This is a genomic window from Pontibacter akesuensis (assembly GCF_001611675.1).
Lineage (GTDB): Bacteria > Bacteroidota > Bacteroidia > Cytophagales > Hymenobacteraceae > Pontibacter > Pontibacter akesuensis.
The window spans coordinates 4,144,992-4,162,363 of record NZ_CP014766.1 but is presented as its reverse complement, the minus strand read 5'-3'; the positions used below and the strand labels follow the sequence as shown (position 1 = coordinate 4,162,363).

General features: G+C 50.7%; 15 protein-coding genes. 5 read left to right on the top strand and 10 right to left on the bottom strand.

Translation table 11 applies throughout. From position 1 onward, the window contains the following. Window positions 1-4: 4 nt before the first annotated feature. The gene (locus A0W33_RS17595; RefSeq protein WP_082815293.1) at window positions 5-784 is read right to left on the bottom strand and encodes an HAD-IA family hydrolase; all 780 of its coding nucleotides are present in this window, start codon (window positions 782-784) and stop codon (window positions 5-7) included. Window positions 785-1,227: 443 nt separating this feature from the next. Further along, window positions 1,228-1,398 (bottom strand): hypothetical protein, encoded by a 171-nt coding sequence (locus tag A0W33_RS20990; RefSeq protein ID WP_157578078.1) that lies wholly within the window; start codon window positions 1,396-1,398, stop codon window positions 1,228-1,230. Window positions 1,399-1,760: 362 nt separating this feature from the next. Here A0W33_RS20990 and pgi point away from each other — a divergent pair, with 362 nt between their 5' ends. Together pgi and A0W33_RS17585 are read left to right on the top strand one after the other, a co-directional pair. After that, window positions 1,761-3,407, top strand: a complete 1,647-nt coding sequence (gene pgi / locus A0W33_RS17590) for a glucose-6-phosphate isomerase (RefSeq protein ID WP_068839411.1) — start codon at window positions 1,761-1,763, stop codon at window positions 3,405-3,407. A gap of 115 nt (window positions 3,408-3,522) precedes the next feature. After that, window positions 3,523-5,112, top strand: coding sequence for a hypothetical protein (locus tag A0W33_RS17585; RefSeq protein ID WP_068839410.1), 1,590 nt, complete (start codon window positions 3,523-3,525; stop codon window positions 5,110-5,112). A 193-nt stretch (window positions 5,113-5,305) separates the two neighbouring features. Here A0W33_RS17585 and A0W33_RS17580 read toward each other — a convergent pair whose 3' ends face one another. Continuing rightward, entirely contained in the window at window positions 5,306-6,217 is a 912-nt protein-coding gene (locus tag A0W33_RS17580; protein ID WP_068839409.1) for a DUF58 domain-containing protein, read from the bottom strand. 2 nt (window positions 6,218-6,219) lie between these two features. Further along, window positions 6,220-6,639, bottom strand: coding sequence for a septal ring lytic transglycosylase RlpA family protein (locus A0W33_RS17575; RefSeq protein WP_068839408.1), 420 nt, complete (start codon window positions 6,637-6,639; stop codon window positions 6,220-6,222). Window positions 6,640-6,772: 133 nt separating this feature from the next. Between A0W33_RS17575 and A0W33_RS17570 the strand changes: the two genes are divergently transcribed. Both A0W33_RS17570 and ychF read left to right on the top strand, forming a co-directional pair. Further along, a complete protein-coding gene (locus tag A0W33_RS17570; RefSeq protein WP_068839407.1) occupies window positions 6,773-7,120 on the top strand; it encodes a DUF3276 family protein in 348 nt (115 codons plus the stop codon). 184 nt (window positions 7,121-7,304) lie between these two features. Then, window positions 7,305-8,402, top strand: coding sequence for a redox-regulated ATPase YchF (gene ychF / locus A0W33_RS17565; protein ID WP_068839406.1), 1,098 nt, complete (start codon window positions 7,305-7,307; stop codon window positions 8,400-8,402). A 104-nt stretch (window positions 8,403-8,506) separates the two neighbouring features. Here ychF and A0W33_RS17560 read toward each other — a convergent pair whose 3' ends face one another. From A0W33_RS17560 to A0W33_RS17540, 5 genes are all read right to left on the bottom strand, one after another. Beyond that, window positions 8,507-8,716, bottom strand: coding sequence for an alkylphosphonate utilization protein (locus tag A0W33_RS17560; protein ID WP_068839405.1), 210 nt, complete (start codon window positions 8,714-8,716; stop codon window positions 8,507-8,509). A 144-nt stretch (window positions 8,717-8,860) separates the two neighbouring features. Then, window positions 8,861-10,174, bottom strand: a complete 1,314-nt coding sequence (locus tag A0W33_RS17555; protein WP_082815292.1) for a type IX secretion system plug protein — start codon at window positions 10,172-10,174, stop codon at window positions 8,861-8,863. A gap of 305 nt (window positions 10,175-10,479) precedes the next feature. Continuing rightward, window positions 10,480-10,929 carry an OsmC family protein gene (locus A0W33_RS17550; protein ID WP_068839404.1) on the bottom strand — a complete coding sequence of 150 codons (450 nt, stop codon included), beginning with the start codon at window positions 10,927-10,929 and terminating at the stop codon, window positions 10,480-10,482. Window positions 10,930-11,001: 72 nt separating this feature from the next. After that, window positions 11,002-12,357 carry a sensor histidine kinase gene (locus A0W33_RS17545; RefSeq protein WP_068839403.1) on the bottom strand — a complete coding sequence of 452 codons (1,356 nt, stop codon included), beginning with the start codon at window positions 12,355-12,357 and terminating at the stop codon, window positions 11,002-11,004. Next, the gene (locus A0W33_RS17540; protein WP_068839402.1) at window positions 12,347-13,732 is read right to left on the bottom strand and encodes a sigma-54-dependent transcriptional regulator; all 1,386 of its coding nucleotides are present in this window, start codon (window positions 13,730-13,732) and stop codon (window positions 12,347-12,349) included. The genes A0W33_RS17545 and A0W33_RS17540 overlap by 11 nt, the downstream gene beginning before the upstream one ends. Before the next feature lie 277 nt (window positions 13,733-14,009). Between A0W33_RS17540 and A0W33_RS17535 the strand changes: the two genes are divergently transcribed. Then, window positions 14,010-16,412: an FtsX-like permease family protein gene (locus tag A0W33_RS17535; protein WP_068839401.1), complete on the top strand. Its 2,403-nt coding sequence runs from the start codon at window positions 14,010-14,012 to the stop codon at window positions 16,410-16,412. A 170-nt stretch (window positions 16,413-16,582) separates the two neighbouring features. Here A0W33_RS17535 and A0W33_RS17530 read toward each other — a convergent pair whose 3' ends face one another. Then, on the bottom strand, window positions 16,583-17,302 hold the full coding sequence (locus A0W33_RS17530) for a pirin family protein (RefSeq protein ID WP_068839400.1): 720 nt from the start codon (window positions 17,300-17,302) through the stop codon (window positions 16,583-16,585). Between the last annotated feature and the right edge of the window lie 70 nt (window positions 17,303-17,372).

The following is a 17,372-nucleotide window of genomic DNA, read 5'->3' as shown; positions in this document are numbered from 1 at the left end:
TACTTTACAAGCTTATACTGGATGCGTTTTTAGCTTTCACTTCGGCTGAGAAGCCTTTTATTACAATGTCAGCCCCATCCATTTCCAGTTGCTCCTTCTTAAAGCTATGGTCAACGCCAACCACAAGCCCGAACCCACCGGCCTTGGCTCCAGCTATACCGGCAGTGGAGTCTTCGAACACGGCGGTTTCCGCTGGGCTAACCCCCAATTGGCGCGCCGCCTCCACATAAATATCCGGGGCGGGTTTGCTGTTGAGCTTAAGTTGGCTGGCTACCACTTTGTCTACGCGTACCTCAAACAGCCTGTCCAGGCCTGCACGCTGCAGGATGGTAAGGCAATTTCGGCTACCGGAAACAATAGCGGTTTTCATGCTTGCCTGCTGCTGCTCCTTCACCCACTGTACTGCAGGGTCAAACACAAACACACCGTTTTGCTTCAGCAGCTCATGAAAGTAAAAGTCCTTGCGCTCGCCCAGCCCAACGATGGTGTTCTTATCGGCATCGTCTTCGGGTCTGCCCTCCGGCACCTCTATCCCGCGCGACTCCATGAAGTTACGCATCGCATCCAAACGGGGCACATCGTGCACAAAGTTGCGGTAGTCTTCCTGGAGGTCGAATGGCTTATACGTCTTTCCGTCCTGCTGCCCGCGCTGCTTTAAAAAGGAGTCGCAGAGCCTTTTCCATGCCTCAGCATGCAAGCCAGCCGTGTTTGTGATAACGCCATCCATATCCAGGATAAGGGCCTTAATATTTCTTTCTTTGATTAGGTTACTCAGATCACTCATGACAGTATAGTTTTGTCTTTTGTATTCGTACCTGTTTTCCTGGCATGGCAAAATCTTCGAAACTTTACCAGCCGTGCTATCTATCCTTTAGGTATAAGGGAAGATTTGGGGAACGCAGTCGCTATAAGGAGTAATATATACGCATCAGCGGACTTCTATATAGCAAGACCGGCGTACAATGTACAGTACCTGATTTCAGGAACAAAGTTGCCTTTCCGCCACCATAGGCTGCAAAATTTAGTTCCTCTTGTTCCTTAGCTCAAATATAGGCAGATATTGATATAAATACAGCATCAAAAGCCGCATATTGTGGGCGGTGCAGAATTGTTAGAGATGCCACCCCAACGCATAATTTTCACAGAGCTCCGGCTACTATGAGCTTGTCTTTGGCAGGGCCAGGCTGTTCTACTGCTGTTTTTCCGGAGCTGTGCTACATGGAGCGGCTACGGAATACCTACTGTGCGTTCTTCCGGCGGTATATCAGGCCCCTGCTCAGGTCGGGTTGCCCGGTTTTTGCCGCCCGTAATGTATGCTTTTTTTTCACCGGCTGCCTCTTTTTTGGCGGATGCTCCTTTGGGTCCGGTAGTATGCTGCTCATTCTTTTTCTCTTCCATTGCTTTGTATTTATGGGTGCCACAAGTTAAATAGCCTTGTAAGATGCTATTATGGAGGAGGGGAATTTGTAATTTTTGCGTATTGTGCCTTCTCTCGCTCCTCCCCTGCTACTAATACGTACGCAGTAGACTAAGATTGGATGGAAGTCTCTCCTGTAACGCCAAAACAGGCAGGCATTCGTGCCCAGCCAGAGAGAATGGTTAAAGTTTGGTCAGCTTTTTCTATTTTTGGTTTCCAAGGCATCGGCCAATTTACTTGTACCACGTTTAAAAGAAACAACCACAGCCGCTGGCTGCAACCCGAAGTATAAAACTACAGTAGGTGAGGCCAAACGCACTGAACATCCAAAGGACACAACACTATGTTAAAAAACATCTCTCCGACCGGCACCAACGCATGGCAAAAGCTGCAAAGCCACTTCAATCAAGTACAGTCACTCCATCTCCGCGACATGTTTGCCCAGGACCCTGAGCGTTTCCAGAAATTCACTTTTAAGCTAAATGATACGCTCTACGACCTGTCCAAGAACAGGATAACAGAAGAAACGCTGCAATTGCTGACAGAGTTGGCGAAGGAAACTGGCGTACCGGCTGCGATAGAAAGCATGTTTAGTGGTGAGCGGATTAACGCTACTGAGAATCGGGCGGTGCTGCACACGGCCCTGCGTAACTTTTCGGATGAGCAACTGGAGGTTGACGGGGAGAACGCGCTGCAGGAGGTACACGCCGTACAGCAGCAGATGAGAGAATTCTGCGACAAACTGCATAGCGGCGAGTGGACTGGCTATACAGGCAAGCGTATTGCCAGTGTGGTGAACATCGGCATTGGCGGCTCCGACTTAGGCCCGAAAATGGTAGTGGAGGCGCTGAAAAAATACCAGAAGCCTGACCTGGAAGTATACTACATCTCCAACGTGGACGGAACCGATGCCGCTGAGACCCTCCGCAAACTGGACCCGGAGACAACGCTTTTCATCATCGCCTCCAAAACGTTTACCACCAAAGAAACCATCACAAACGCCGAGACGGCACGCGGTTGGTTCCTGAACAAGGCCGTGGACCGGGAACACATCAAAAAGCATTTCGTAGCACTTTCCACCAACATTGAGGCCGTAACCAAATTCGGAATAGCCGAGGAAAATGCCTTCCGCTTCTGGGATTGGGTGGGCGGCCGCTTCTCGCTCTGGTCTGCCATTGGCTTCTCGATCGCCTGCGCCCTGGGTTATGATAAATTTGAAGAGCTGCTGCGCGGCGCCGAATCTATGGACAAGCACTTCCGGGAGGCTCCGATGAAGCAGAACATACCTGTGCTGATGGCCCTGCTAAGTACCTGGTATACGAATTTTTTCGGCAGCCAGACCCACGCTATTTTACCCTACGACCAGTACCTGCGACTGCTGCCCGAGTACCTGCAGCAACTGCTGATGGAGAGCAACGGCAAAAGCACCGACCGCAATGGCACCAACGTTAATTACCAGACCCAGCCCGTGGTATGGGGCGCAGCGGGCACTAACAGCCAACACTCCTTTTTTCAGCTGATCCACCAGGGCACCGTCCTTATTCCGTGTGACTTTATTGCCACTGCCATCAGCCATAACCCTGTGGGCAACCACCACGCGCTGCTGCTTTCTAACTTCTTTGCGCAGACCGAGGCTTTGATGAAAGGCAAAACGGCCGATGAAGTGCGCCAGGAACTGGAGCAGAAAGGAATGACAGGTGAAGAGCTGGAGAACCTGCTGCCGCACAAAGTATTTGCCGGTAACAAGCCGACTACCTCTATCATGATGAAGCAGCTGACTCCATTTGAGCTTGGCAGTCTGGTAGCCATGTATGAACACAAGACGTTTGTGCAGGGTGTGATCTGGAACATCTACAGCTTTGACCAATGGGGCGTGGAACTGGGCAAGCAGCTTGCCGGCACCATTGAGGGAGAGTTGCTGCAAGGTAAAACAGAGCAACACGACAGCTCCACCAGCGGCTTGATGGCCTTCTATCGAAACAATAAGTAAACTAAAGCGGCAGCTTAAAAGTATAGGGTACTTCAATGGAATAGGTAGTGTGCGGGAAGTATAGACCCGACTGCCTGCTTTACAAGTGAAACTCTAAACTATAACTGCCCAAAGTATGATGCGCGCATTGCTGGTATTGCTGGTTTGCTTAAGTATGAGCAGCTGCGCGGACAATGAGTTTTTTCAGGAGGATGCCCTTGCCACCGCGCAGGAGCTAAAGGGAAAAGCCGCTGCCGGTCCGGACAGTGCCTGGGTTATTGCCGGGCGCCACTACGATCGCAGCGGCTTTCACCGTTTTTTCTGGGGCGACCACAACCGGGCTCTCTGGGCTGAACCCGTCAAGCTTCCAATCTTTAAGCTAGACTCGCTACACGGTGGCCTGCGGGTGGTGGAAAAAGGTGGCGGATTCCAAACCACCTCCTTTGATCTGCTCGATAGTACGGGCCGCCGCTATGCCTTCCGCTCCGTTGACAAAGACCCTGTGGATGTGGTAAGCCCGTTCTGGCGCAAAACATTTGTGGCTAATGTGCTGCGCGACCAAACGGCCGCCGCGAACCCCTATGGCGCGCTGGTGGTGCCTCCCCTGTCTGAGGCAGTGGGTGTTTACCATTCCAACCCTAGGCTGTACTATGTTCCTGCCTCCGACACTTCTTTTGGTGCGTATGCTGAAGCGGTGCGGGGAAAGGTGTTTTTGTTCCAGGAAAAGTATGAGGCGCCCGCAGACATCACCCCGGTTTTCAGAAATGTGTTAGCGTTTCAGGATTCCGAAGATGTGCTCCGCAAAAGGTTCAGCTATAACACGCACCATGTAAACCAGCGCGCCTTTGCGCGTGCCCGCCTGCTCGACCTGCTCATCGGCGACTGGGACAGGCACAAGGGCCAGTGGGAATGGGCCGTGACAGCCAAAGGTGCAGACACAGTATACGTTCCTGTTCCAAAGGACCGGGACCAGGTGTTTTTTAACATGAAGAACGGCCTGGTTCCCTCCATCGCCAACAGCAAACTCTTTGCCCGCAAACTGCACGCGTTCGATGATGACTTCAGCGATGTGAAGGCTTACATGATCAACGGGGCCTACATCAACAACCGCTTTCTAAATGAACTGACGCTGCAGGACTGGCAAACTATTGCCCGGGAGATGCAGCAGCAACTAACAGATACTAAAATTGAGCAAGCCGTTCGCCGCCTGCCGCCGACCATTTACGCATTAGCAGGAAAAGAGATTACCCATAACCTGAAAAGCCGGCGCGACCTGCTGCCCAAGGCGGCCACTGAAGTGTACAAACTTTTGGCAGCGGAGGTTACTGTAGTCGGCTCGGACATGAAAGAAATCTTTACAGTAAGGCGTCTGGAAAATGCCCGTGTGGAAGTGACGGTAGAAAGAAGAGCGACAAACACACTTCCGGCGCGGCAACTTTACAAACGCACCTTTCATCGCGGTGAAACGAAGCAAATCATACTTCACGGGCTCGACGGGGAAGACACTTTCACAGTGTCTGGAGCCGTGGATGAAAGTATACCTGTTAAAATTTATGGCGGACTTGGAGAGGATAAAATAACAGACACTTCTACCGTAACCGGACTGAAAGACTACACACTGGTGTATGATACAGACAGGGGAAATGACATTCTATTCGGCTCCGAAACCCGCGACATGACTACGGATGACGTGCGAGTGCACGCTTACGACCGCGAAGGAAACTGATTACAATAATCAATTATCAACTAACAATAATCCCCCCTGGTACATCCTGCATTTATTAGCTTGGCTTTGAACAGTAATGCACAGCTATTATAGAATTTTGCTTCAAGCAACACATCGTTTGCCCATACCTCGCACAATAAACAGAGAAAGGGAAGAATGATAATTGTTAAATGATAACTGATAAATAAAAAACTTACCTACCTTTTGCCCGCTTCACCAGGTATGAATAAAGCACCTTATCAAATGGCTCTCTTATATCAACAGGCATGAAGTCGATTTTGTACTGGCCGCATTTCAGGGCAAGGTCCTTTTTATACTTCTCCACGGCAGTGCGGTAATGCTCGCGCACCTGAGAGGGTTGCAGCTTTAGCTCCTGCCCTGTCTCCACATCCACAAACACGTAAGGTCGCTCGGCAAAATCAAACTCCTCCTCTGTTTTGCGGTCCATCACATGGAACAGAAGCACCTCGTGGTTCTGGTGCTTCAGGTGCTGCAGCGCAGCGAAAACATCCTCTATTTCATCGTGGCGGCTTAGCATGTCGCTAAAAAGAATAACCAACGAGCGCTTCGGGATTTGCTGGGCGATCAGGTGCACCACCTCCGCCACATTCGTGTCTTTAGCTGTGGGATTGGCATCCAGCTGCTGTTGCAGTAACAGCAGCAAAGTATGCAGGTGCGAGGCAGTAGAACGTACGGGGGTTTGAATCTCTATTTTATCAGAGAAGGTAACCAAACCAACTGCATCGCGCTGCCGCCGAAGCAAGGTAGCCAGTGCCGCGGCACAGAGTGCAGAAAAGGTGATTTTACCGTTATTTTCCTGTGGGTAGTACATAGAAGGAGAAACATCCAGCAGCAGGTGGCAGCGCAGGTTGGTTTCCTCCTCGTAGCGCTTCACAAAGAGCTTATCGGTGCGGGCAAATACCTTCCAATCAATATGGCGGGTGCTCTCGCCGCTGTTGTAGAGGCGGTGCTCAGAGAACTCCACCGAAAAACCATGGTACGGCGATTGATGCAGGCCCGTAATAAATCCCTCTACCAGCTGCCGCGCCAGAAATTCCATGTTCTCAAACTTCTGCACATCGGCAAGGGTAAGCGGCTTTTTCATACTTATCTGCTGGAGCTGGTATCTGCTTCTGAAACGGTAACGGGTGCTTCTTGTTGTGCAGGTTGAGTCTCCTCCACCTCTTTCAGCTGCACTTCTACCATGCCATCACGCACCATGTCCAGTTCAACGGCGGCAGCCCTGGATACATCAATTACCTTGTAGCGGCTGCGGGCCATGCGGTCATTGATTTTTACGATAACTGATTTGCCGTTTTTGAGGTTGGTAACCCGCACTTTGGTATTGAATGGAAGCGTGGCGTGGGCGGCAGTAAACAACTTTTTGTCGTAGCGCTCACCGCTGGCAGTGCGTTGGCCGTGCATGCGGTCGGCGTAGAAGGAGGCTTTGCCGCTGGCGGTGTAGGTGGCTGCGCCGTTGTTAAAAAACGAAAGGATAAAGATCAATACTACTGAGCATAAGTTCATAGTATTACACAGTTGGTCCGACTACAAATATAGTGCTAATTATTTTATGTAAATTTTAAATTCCAAAGTTTTTATATATCAGATCTATATGTTAATTTTAGGTTCATTAAGTTGAAATTAACGTTTAAAAACGGTGGAAGAGAACAACGAAAAAGCAGAAATTTATTCCCAGAGAGTGAGAGCCGGGAAGAGAACGTATTTCTTTGATGTGAAATCAACTCGTTCAAACGATTACTACGTGACCATCACTGAGAGTAAGCGTAAAATGCAGGACGACAGCTTTTCATACGAGAAACACAAAATCTTTCTTTACAAAGAGGACTTTGCGAAGTTTCTGGAGGCGCTGCAGGGAACGGTAGACCACGTTAAATCCGAACTTTTGACAGAAGAGGCATTGGCCGCACTTGAAGCACCAATAGCAGAACCATCTGAGGTAACTACTTCTGAAGTTGGTTTTGACGGTGAGTTAAAGTGGGAGTAAAACGCTGCTGCTACATATAAAAATTAGACGATAAGGCCCCCAGCATACGCAAGGGGCCTTATTGCTTTGTGCCCTACACGAAACCGGCGCCCCCTGCCCTCTTCCCGTAATTCCTGCGGGTTAACTTCGCATTGCTGCGCGAATTGTCGTATATTTGCGGCCTGAAATTTACAACTTATTATACATGGGACTACGATGCGGTATTGTTGGGCTTCCGAATGTTGGAAAGTCCACCCTGTTCAACGCAATTTCTAATGCCAAGGCAGAATCTGCCAATTATCCATTCTGCACGATAGAGCCAAACGTGGGTGTGATCACCGTTCCGGACGAGCGCCTGCAGCTACTTGAGGAGCTGGTGCACCCTGAGCGCGTGCTGCCTACGGTAATCGAGTTTGTGGATATTGCAGGTCTGGTGAAAGGTGCCAGCAAAGGCGAAGGCCTCGGCAACAAGTTCCTGGCAAACATCCGCGAAGTGGACGCCGTGATTCACGTAGTGCGCTGCTTTGAAGATGAGAACATCGTGCACGTAGATGGGAAGGTAAACCCTATTGCCGACAAAGAAATCATCGACACTGAATTGCAGCTGAAAGACCTGGATTCTGTTGATAAGAAAATACTAAAAGTGGTACGCTCTGCTAAGTCCGGCGACGCGAAAGCGAAGAAGGAGTTGGCGAGCCTGGAGAAGTATAAAGCTCACCTGGAGGCTGGCCTGAACGCCCGCAGCCTGGATGTAACTGAGGACGACCTGGAGGCGGTGGAAGACCTGAAGCTGCTAACTGCCAAGCCCGTAATTTACGCGGCCAACGTAGATGAAAACTCCATGATTGAGGGTAACCAGTTTTCCAAAGCGCTTGCAGAGCACGTGAAGGACGAGAATGCGCAGGTAGTACTGATTTCCGCATCCATTGAGGCGCAGATTGCTGAGCTGACAGACCCGGAAGAAAAGGAAATGTTCCTTTCTGAATATGGCTTGAAAGAGTCGGGCCTGAACAAGCTCATTCGCGCATCATACCAGTTGCTGAACCTGATTACCTACTTTACTGCCGGACCGAAAGAAGTACGCGCCTGGACGATTGAAAAAGGCTGGCGTGCGCCACAGGCCGCCGGTGTAATCCACTCCGACTTTGAGAAAGGCTTCATCCGTGCTGAGGTGATCAAGCTGCCGGATTATCAGCAGTATGGCTCTGAGGCAAAGATAAAAGAAGCCGGTAAAATGGCCGTAGAAGGCAAAGAATACGTGGTGCAGGACGGCGACATCATGCACTTCCGCTTTAACGTGTAAAACAAGTTACAGCATAAAGGCAGAAAAGGCAGGTGTTATACCTGCCTTTTCTGCTTTTAGCACCATTCACAGCGTTTCATGGCTCTTTCAACACCACATTTAAGTTAAGCCTTTTTCAGGTACATGGTTTTCAGTACCACCTGGCTTTTGCCAACACGGCACTCTACCTCTTCTTCGCTGCCCGTCAGGCGGATATTCTTGATAACGTTGCCCCGCTTAAGTGTGGTGGACATGCCTTTTACTTTAAGGTCCCTGGTAACATGTACAGAATCGCCGTCACTGAGCACGTTTCCGTTGCTGTCTTTTACTTCCATTGTAGTTTGATTGGTAACTGAAATTCTTTTTATACTTGTTTTGCTGCGTGCTTAGCAGATCTAAGGAATTACCTTCTGCGGCTGAAACTATATGTTTCTACAAACCAGGTATAGCTGCAGCGGAAAACTTATACTTGCTGCAAGCTACTTCCTGTTAAAATAGAACCTGTCATAGCCTATCAGCAGATCTGCGCGCGATCCGGGCGGGCGGTAATAAATAAGGATGTCGTACGAATTGTCTGTTTCAAAATGGCTGCCCTCAAAGTAGCTGGCATCGGTGCCGGCTGCAGTCTGCAAGGCATAGTAGTAGTTGTAATACCCCTGCTTCAGCAGCATACGGCCTGCGTATACTTCACGCGCCACGTCATACTTCAACTTTGCGTTTTCGAGGGTGCGCCAGTTGGTTAACTCGCCCATCAGGTAAACGTCGCCGGGTGCCTTGTCAGCTACCTTCAGCTCAAAGTTAACCCAGGTATAATCCCCATTCACATCGCCGTTGCCGTACTGCTTGTTCCCGAAAATTCGCTTCCCGTTGATGTCCGGATCCTGGCTGTAGGCCTGGGTGGCGCGGTTTACCTCCGGAAACAGCGTTACCTCCACCGGGTTCTGCTGCAGGTCGATGCGCTGCACGCCGATGCCGTTGAAGTTCAGACTGCGCGTATCAAATGCACGAAATTCACTGTAGCCCCTGAACAGCTCCTTCGGATCGAAAAAGACATACTCCAACCGCCGCTGCGCATCGTGGATGTAGGTGGGCCGGGCCAGGCGCTTGGCATTGTCCCAGCGGAAATTTTGCCGCAGCACCGCCTTCACATCCATGGCCGGGTTCACCAGTTCATAATCCGCATAGAACACGTTAAACTCTACAGGCTGCCGCGTCTCCAGTCCCTGTGGGCCAAGCGGCGCGCCTAACTTTCCTACTACCGTCACCAGTTCCTGGTATACCAGGAATCGCTGCGACAGCAATGGCCTGCCTCCTTCTTCCTGCACCACCAGCAGGTAGTTACCACTGATTTTGACGCGGGGCACCTGGAACGTATAATGCACGTACGGAATGCGCGTGTTCACCGAAATTTGGGCATCGGTTACAAAGAACTCGTTAAACTCATTTAGAAACTGAGTATCATTCAAAGTCGAGGGGGTCCAGTTCGCATCGCAGTGAATAATCCTGGCTATAAGCCTCGAGGTGCCGGTGTTCAGCCTATCAAACTCAATTATGATGGGTGCACGCTGGCTCAATGGCACCACCGGCGGCTCCAGCACCTCTTCGTCAAAGCCTGTGGCCACATACGCCTGCACCGAGTTGACGCTTTCATCGTACACGTAATCCTCGTAGCGCAGGGCTGTTTGGGCTGAACCGCCGCTGCTTTGCACCTGCTGCTCAAGTGGTACGCAGGCCACCATACCGGTGGCAAGCATAGTCGCGGTAAGGTAAGTATAAAGTTTTCTTTTAAACATGGAGTTGGGAGGCAAAGGAATGATGCCTTCTTGATTACGGAACGAATATAACAAAAATCTCCCCTGCTGCCTACATGCTGAAGTAGCATCAGGCGCTTTAAGTTGCCCTGATCGAAGGCCGCTTGACGGAGACCCCTGCTCTGGGCGCTCCCTTAAAGTAGATGTATGATGATTCTATACTTGTGATAGAAGAAGCCGCAGGCACAGCGTGCGCATCAGATACGTATTGGAAGCGGTTTCAGCATAAACCACTTTCCGAATTTATACTTGCCAGGGCAAGGCATGCATCACTTAACAGAATCAACTTAACTTACTTCCAACACGGTTTGCACGGAGATGCCTGCTTCCAGCGTTTTTTGGATGGGGCACTTACTCGATATTTTCTCTAACCGAACCCGTTGTTCAGGTGTGAGGTCGCCTATCAGCCACAGCTTTTTGGTGATGCGGTCCAGTTTTGCATTCTCATCAGCACAGTTCAGGCAGTCGTTGGGGTGTACGCGGTCGTGCCGCAGGCTTACCTCCGCCTTTTCCAGAGGCCAGCCCTTCCGCTGCGCATACATGTGCAAAGTGATAACAGTGCAGGCACCCAGCGAAGCCAGGATGTAATCGTACGGATCGGGACCAAGTTTCACCCCCTGCGCAACCCCTGTTTCATCAATAGTCATTTCCTGGCCTCCGGCTTTCACCCGCGCTACCATGGGTGTCGCACTGTTTGCGCTGACAGACACTAATCCCTCTAATTCATTTCCGCTCATCTGCTTTTCTTTTTTGGATGCTGCTATAGTATAAGGCAGAACGGCCAGAAGGTTGTGTTTATACTTGCGCCACTAAAACCTCAGCAGAAAAGTAGTACCCCGCCCCAATTCCGACTGCACCGAGATGGTGCCCTTGTGGAGGCGCATCATCTGGCGCGACAAGCTAAGCCCTATGCCAGAGCCGGACTTTTTGGTCGAGTAAAATGGAATGAATATCTTCTCCATCGCCTCCTCTGTCATCCCCTGCCCGTTATCAGAAACGGCAATGGTGATGCGGCTGCGCTGGTCGAGGGAAGCGCTTAGGCTGATTTTTGGCTTTGGTTGGTCCTGCACCGCCTCCATGGCATTTTTGGTTAGGTTGATGAGCACCTGCTCCACCATACTGCGGTCGGCACTAAGCAGCATGTGCTGGTGCGGATACTGCACCTCCAGCTGCACCTGCTTCTGCGCCAGCTGTTCCCGAAGCAGTAATCTGATTTCCTGCAGCAGCTCCGTCACATTGAACTGCGTAATTTTGGGTACTGAAATAGTAGTGAGGTTGCGGAAGTCGCTCACAAAATGGATCAGCCCCTCGGAGCGGCGGCTGATGGTATGCAGGCACTGGCCCACCTCCTGCAGCTCTTCGCGCAGCAGGGTAATTTCTTCGAGGGCCGTGTCGGTGTAGCTGCTGATTTCTTCGTACGCGCTCGCTGACAGGGAAGAAATGGGCGTTACGGAATTCATGATCTCATGGGTAAGTACTTTGATCAGGTTACTCCATGCCTCCATCTCCTTCTCCTCCAGCTCCCGCTGTATGTTCTGCAGCGAAGCCAGCCGCACCTTATCGCCCAACACGGAAAGCTCCATAACATGTACCGCTATGGTTGCCTGCTCGCCCGACTGCCGCAACGGCACCAGCACTTTATCGCCGTTCTCGAGTTGCTGTAGGCCCAGCGCCAGTTCGGGGCTGAGGCTTTCAAGCTCCTGTACGTGCGCCAGCTGCCCAATCTTCAGTAGTTTCTTAGCGGCATTGTTCAGCAGCAGTATGCTTCCGTCGGGTTTGTATGTGAGGATTCCCGTGCCGATGTGCTGAAAGATCATTTCGTAATAATGCAGCTGCGCCTCCTTCTCGGTTCGCACCTCCCGAAACTTGTTTGTCACTTCATTCAGGCGCTGCGCAATTTCATGCATCGTTTTCCCGTCGCCCGAAAGGCTGAATTGCTCTGTAAAATCATCGTACTTAATAGAGTTCAAAAACCGAAGGTACAAACGTGACGTGTGCTCCATGTACCGGATCAACAACCAGACCTGCAGCAGGAACAGCAGCCCCAGCCCCAGCAGCGTACCGTAGTAGGCTTGGTTTAGTCCGATGCGCGCAATAAAATAAACGGTAAGCGCCAACAGCAGGACGCGCAGCAACAGCTGTAGCTTGTAGTGCTTAAAGCGCATACTTCTCTAATCTGCGGTACAGCGCCCCACGCGAAAGGCCAAGCTCTTTGGCGGCCTTCGAAATATTGCCGTCATGCTTCTGCAGGGCACGCTGCACCGTTTCCCGCTCCAGGTTGTCCAGATCCAGGCTTTGCGGCGCATCGGCTGGCGCTGGGGTGGCTGATTCGGCAGGTAGAAAGAAGAAATCTTCGGCTTCCAGTTCCCGGTTGTCGCTCATGATGGAGGCACGTTCGAGGGCATGCTGCAACTCACGCACATTGCCCGGCCAGGAGTATTGCTCCAGGCGCTTCAGTCCTGTGCTGCCCAGGCGCTTTACCGGCTGCTTATACTTGTGAGCGTACAACTCTAGGAAATGCGTGGCAAACAGCGGCAGGTCGTCGAGGCGCTGGCGAAGGGGCGGCAGATTGAGTTCAACCGTATTGATGCGGTACAGCAAATCCTGGCGAAACTCATTGCGTTGCACCATCTCCTTCAGGGGCATGTTGGTGGCGCAAAGTAGCCGCACGTTTACCGGAAGAGGCGTGTTGGTGCCCACGCGAATCACTTCCCTACGCTGCAGCACCGTAAGCAGCTTGGCCTGCATGGCCGGGGAAAGATTACCAATCTCGTCCAAGAAAAGCGTTCCTCCGTTCGCTGCCTCAATCCTGCCAATTCTATCCTCTTTGGCATCCGTGAAAGCGCCTTTCTTATGGCCGAACAGCTCACTTTCGAACAGCGATTCTGTCACGGCCCCCATGTCCACCGTCACGAAAACCTTATCGGCCCGGGAAGAACGCTCATGTATGGTGCGGGCAATTACTTCTTTTCCGGTTCCGTTTTCACCGAGCAACAGAATATCGGCATCTGTTTTTGCTACTTTGTCTATAACCGAAAAAAGCTGCCGCATGGGTTTGCTTTCGCCCAGTATGATGCTTTTTCCTGTGTTCAGTTGGGTGCTTAACGTGCGGTTCACCTCCCGCAGGCGGTTTACTTCCTGGTACGAATTGCGCAATTTGGCTGCCGCCGATAAAGTAGCCAGCAGTTTTTCGTTTTGCCAGGGCTTCAGCACAAAATCGGTGGCCCCTTCCTTCAGCGCCTTTACCGCCATTTCCACATCACCATACGCTGTAATCATCACCACCACCGCCGACGGATCATAGGCAAGTACCTCGCGCAGCCAGTAAAAACCTTCCTGGCCGCTGGTAATATCCTGGCTAAAATTCATGTCGAGCAAAATCAGGTCGAACTGATCGTTTGACAGCAGAAAAGGAATTTTCTTTGGGTTCTTCTCCATCACCACTTCCTTTGCGTGCTTGCGCAAAAGCATTTTGGCAGAAAACAGTACGTCCTCGTTATCATCGATCACCAGGATGCGTCCCAGTTTTTGTTCTTCCATAGGAAAGGTTTATTTGCGGTTCGGATACTGGTGTAGAAATAGTGTGCCAGTAATTGCTGTACCTAATATAAGCGAAAGAAGCGTGATATGGAAGTTTCCCTATGTCCACACGTGGACACTTTATGTCCGCACGTGGACAACCAAACAAAGTCTACCTTACTGTAGTGGCACCTAAAGCAGTTTTATGGATTTGGCACAGCAATGGCAAATGCAAGACAGAATGCTACCAGATAAGGTGGCTAACAAAACGGCTTTCCCAGACTCATTCTGCTGAACTATGATGAAGATGTATTTCCTTACTGCTTTCCGTTCGCTGCTGCGCAACAAAAGCTACTCACTGCTGAACATTGCGGGGCTTGCCCTTGGCATTACATGTAGCTTGCTGCTATTTCTGGTAATTCAGTACCAGTTGAGCTACGATACCTTCCACAGCAAAGCCGATAGGATTTACCGCCTCAACGTCTCGTTCACAAAAATTGATTTCAACACCCCTGCCTCTCACTTCCCGCTGCCTGCCTACCTGCGCAGCAACGGAAACCTAGGGTTTGAGCACATTACCCAAATTTATGGCGACGTGGGTGCGCAGATAAACATTCCGGCGGCTAATGGTGCGCCGGCACGAAAGTTTCTGATAGAGGAGAACATTGGTTTTGTAGACGCTGCTTTCTTTGATGTCTTTGATTTCGACACAGGCCCGGTAAACGTGGCGCCCTATTTCAAGGATCCGAACGTGGTGGTGCTCTCCCAAACACTCGCCGATAAATTTTTCCCGGATGGGGATGCCGTGGGCAGCATTATCAAGTATAATAATGAGTATAACCTGAAGGTTGTAAGTGTGATGCCGGACATGCCGGGCAACACAGAATTTCCGTTCCAGCTGCTGGTGTCCCTCGAGACGGTGCGGCCAAGCTTTCCGACTGATTGGGGTAACCTTTCCAGCAACCACCAGACATTTGTTGTGCTGCCCGAAAAAGTGTCGGCGGCAACGGCCGAAGTTAGATTGAATGATTTTGTGCAGCAGTTTAGCACAGAGGAGAAGGCCAGGCGATCGCAGCAATACCTGCTGCAGCCCCTGAACGACATTCATTACAACCCGAAGTTTTACGGTGGATTTGCCCAAACCCCTATCTCCCGCGAGATGATTGTGGCGATGGCTATTGTAGGAGTGGTGCTGCTGCTTACTGCCTGTATAAACTTTATAAACCTGGCCACGGCGCAGGCGATCAAACGAGCCAGGGAAGTTGGCGTACGCAAAGTGCTGGGAAGCAGTAAATGGCAGATCGTTTTCCAGTTTCTGTGCGAAACGTTCTTTATCGTCTTCTTTGCTTCCTTTCTTTCGGTTATACTTTCAGAGTTGGCGCTTCCGTACCTCAACGAGCTGCTCGACCTGAAAATTAGCTTTAACCTGCTGCAGGATCCGGTGCTGCTGCTCTTTCTGGTGGTGCAAACGCTGGTGGTTACGCTGTTTGCCGGCTTCTACCCTGCTTTTATACTTTCCAGTTTCCAACCCATCACCGCGCTGAAAAGCAAGGTAAGCATGCAGAAGTTTGGCGACGTCTCCATCAGGCAGGTATTGGTGGTGCTGCAATTCACCATCTGCCAGGTGCTTATTATCTGCACCTTTCTGGTAAACGAGCAAATGTCATACTTCCGGAACAAAGCGCTTGGCTTTGACAAGGAGGCGGTGGTGCTGGTAACATTGCCACGGGAGGCTGGCCTGAAGATTCAGCCCCTGCGTCAGGAATTGCTAAACAACCCGGCTATCCGGGAGATCAGCTTTGCTTCGGATGCGCCCTCTTCCATGAACAACAGCTACGGCAATTTTTACTTCAACCATGCTGCAAACGATGTGGACTTCCAGATCCAGAAGAAGTTTGTGGACATGCACTTCTTTGAGTTGTTTGACATGAAGTTCCTGGCTGGGGGCAAGTATACCATAAGTGACTCCATTCATTACATGGTGATCAACGATACCTTGCGTCGCCGGCTGGGTCTTGAGAGTCCTGAGGAGGCCATCGGGAAGAACATTTCGCTTGGAGGTGGCGAAATCTCAGGGCCTATCGCTGGCGTTGTGTCAGACTTTCACCAGGGGCCGCTTCAAATCGAGATTGAGCCGCTGCTGCTCACGGCCAACCCTGGTGATTATACCACGCTTTCGGCCAAAATAGACATGGGGCAAAAGCAGGAAGCTTTGAAGCACCTGGAGCAAGTATGGGAAACTGTGTATCCGGCCGATGTGTTCAGCTATGAATTTCTGGATGAGAGCATCGCGGCGTTTTACGATGAAGAGGCACGGCAGAATACGCTGTTTAAGATTTTCTCCATCATTGCCATCTTTATTGGCTGCCTCGGCCTCTATGGCTTGGTTGCTTTTATGGCTGCACAACGCACCAAAGAAGTTGGCATCCGCAAGGTAATGGGCGCTTCCGTTGCGAACATTGCCATACTTTTCTCTAAAGAGTTCATTAATCTCGTGCTGATCGCATTTGTGCTGGCGGTTCCTGTTTCGTATTACCTGATGGATCTGTGGCTGCAGGACTACACTTACCGGATCGCCATAGAATACTGGCCGTTTATACTTGCCGGTGTCGCCACACTGCTGATAGCCCTGATTACGATGAGCGCGAAAGCCATACAGGCAGCCCTAGCCAATCCTGTCCTGTCACTTAAGAGTGATTGACCTGCTTCTATACAAAAGGCAGAGAGCCACCCGATAGAGGGTGGCTCTCTGCCTTTTGTATAGATGTATAGAGTTAGCCTGTGGTGCGAACTACACCATAGGCTCATGTATCAGTGTTACTAGCGTTGCAAACAAACAACTTGATGAAGCTGCACGTTTGAACGCAACAGTTAATAATTCACTTCAGTTGCAGGGACATCCACTAGTATAAATGTAGCAGCGCCGGTTGCATGCAGAGCCACTACGTCCAAATCTTCCAACCGTACCTGGTCATACTGGTCCACCTCCACATTGTTGATCAACAAGCTTCCACTCAAAACATATAAAAGCGTCTTGCGAATTTTGAATGTTTTAAAATCCAGGTTCTGTCCCTGCGACAGGTTGCCATAGTAAACCGTGGAGTTGGAGTTCATGAAAGGAACATTCTCCAGCACTTTCTGGCCGGTAACCAGCGGCACAAATTTATCTTTCGCATCTAGAAAGTCGATGTTCATGGATTCATAAGCCGGTGCTACACCAGGCTTGTTCGGTAGAAACCAGAATTGCAGCAGCTCCACCTCCCCCTCAGTGTTGTTAGTTTCAGAGTGCTTCAGACCGGTTCCGGCTGTCATGCGCTGCACCTGTCCGGCACCTAGTTTTGTTTCGTTGCCCAAGCTGTCTTTGTGCGTCAGTTCGCCATTCAGCACCACCGAGACTACCTCCATCTCTGTGTGCGGGTGCGAAGGGAACCCTTTGCCAGCTCCCACAAAGTCGTGGTTAAAAACGCGCAAAGGTCCAAACTGTACATTGGATGGATCATAATACTCAGCAAAGGAGAACAGGTAGCGCGACTTAAGCCAGTCCCCTACATTTGCCTGATGTTGTTCTGCGGCAGTAATCAGTTTTATCATAGTTTGATGTTGCTGTGGTGCAAGGTTCACATTAGGGCACAGGCTGTGCCACATTCTGATAAAGCTTTAC

Coding starts and splice junctions, on each gene's coding strand:
- A0W33_RS17595 (WP_082815293.1), bottom strand. CDS start 784: ATGAGTGATCTGAGTAACCTAATCAAAGAAAGAAATATTAAGGCCCTT.
- A0W33_RS20990 (WP_157578078.1), bottom strand. CDS start 1,398: ATGGAAGAGAAAAAGAATGAGCAGCATACTACCGGACCCAAAGGAGCA.
- pgi (WP_068839411.1), top strand. CDS start 1,761: ATGTTAAAAAACATCTCTCCGACCGGCACCAACGCATGGCAAAAGCTG.
- A0W33_RS17585 (WP_068839410.1), top strand. CDS start 3,523: ATGATGCGCGCATTGCTGGTATTGCTGGTTTGCTTAAGTATGAGCAGC.
- A0W33_RS17580 (WP_068839409.1), bottom strand. CDS start 6,217: ATGAAAAAGCCGCTTACCCTTGCCGATGTGCAGAAGTTTGAGAACATG.
- A0W33_RS17575 (WP_068839408.1), bottom strand. CDS start 6,639: ATGAACTTATGCTCAGTAGTATTGATCTTTATCCTTTCGTTTTTTAAC.
- ychF (WP_068839406.1), top strand. CDS start 7,305: ATGGGACTACGATGCGGTATTGTTGGGCTTCCGAATGTTGGAAAGTCC.
- A0W33_RS17560 (WP_068839405.1), bottom strand. CDS start 8,716: ATGGAAGTAAAAGACAGCAACGGAAACGTGCTCAGTGACGGCGATTCT.
- A0W33_RS17555 (WP_082815292.1), bottom strand. CDS start 10,174: ATGTTTAAAAGAAAACTTTATACTTACCTTACCGCGACTATGCTTGCC.
- A0W33_RS17550 (WP_068839404.1), bottom strand. CDS start 10,929: ATGAGCGGAAATGAATTAGAGGGATTAGTGTCTGTCAGCGCAAACAGT.
- A0W33_RS17545 (WP_068839403.1), bottom strand. CDS start 12,357: ATGCGCTTTAAGCACTACAAGCTACAGCTGTTGCTGCGCGTCCTGCTG.
- A0W33_RS17540 (WP_068839402.1), bottom strand. CDS start 13,732: ATGGAAGAACAAAAACTGGGACGCATCCTGGTGATCGATGATAACGAG.
- A0W33_RS17535 (WP_068839401.1), top strand. CDS start 14,010: ATGATGAAGATGTATTTCCTTACTGCTTTCCGTTCGCTGCTGCGCAAC.
- A0W33_RS17530 (WP_068839400.1), bottom strand. CDS start 17,302: ATGATAAAACTGATTACTGCCGCAGAACAACATCAGGCAAATGTAGGG.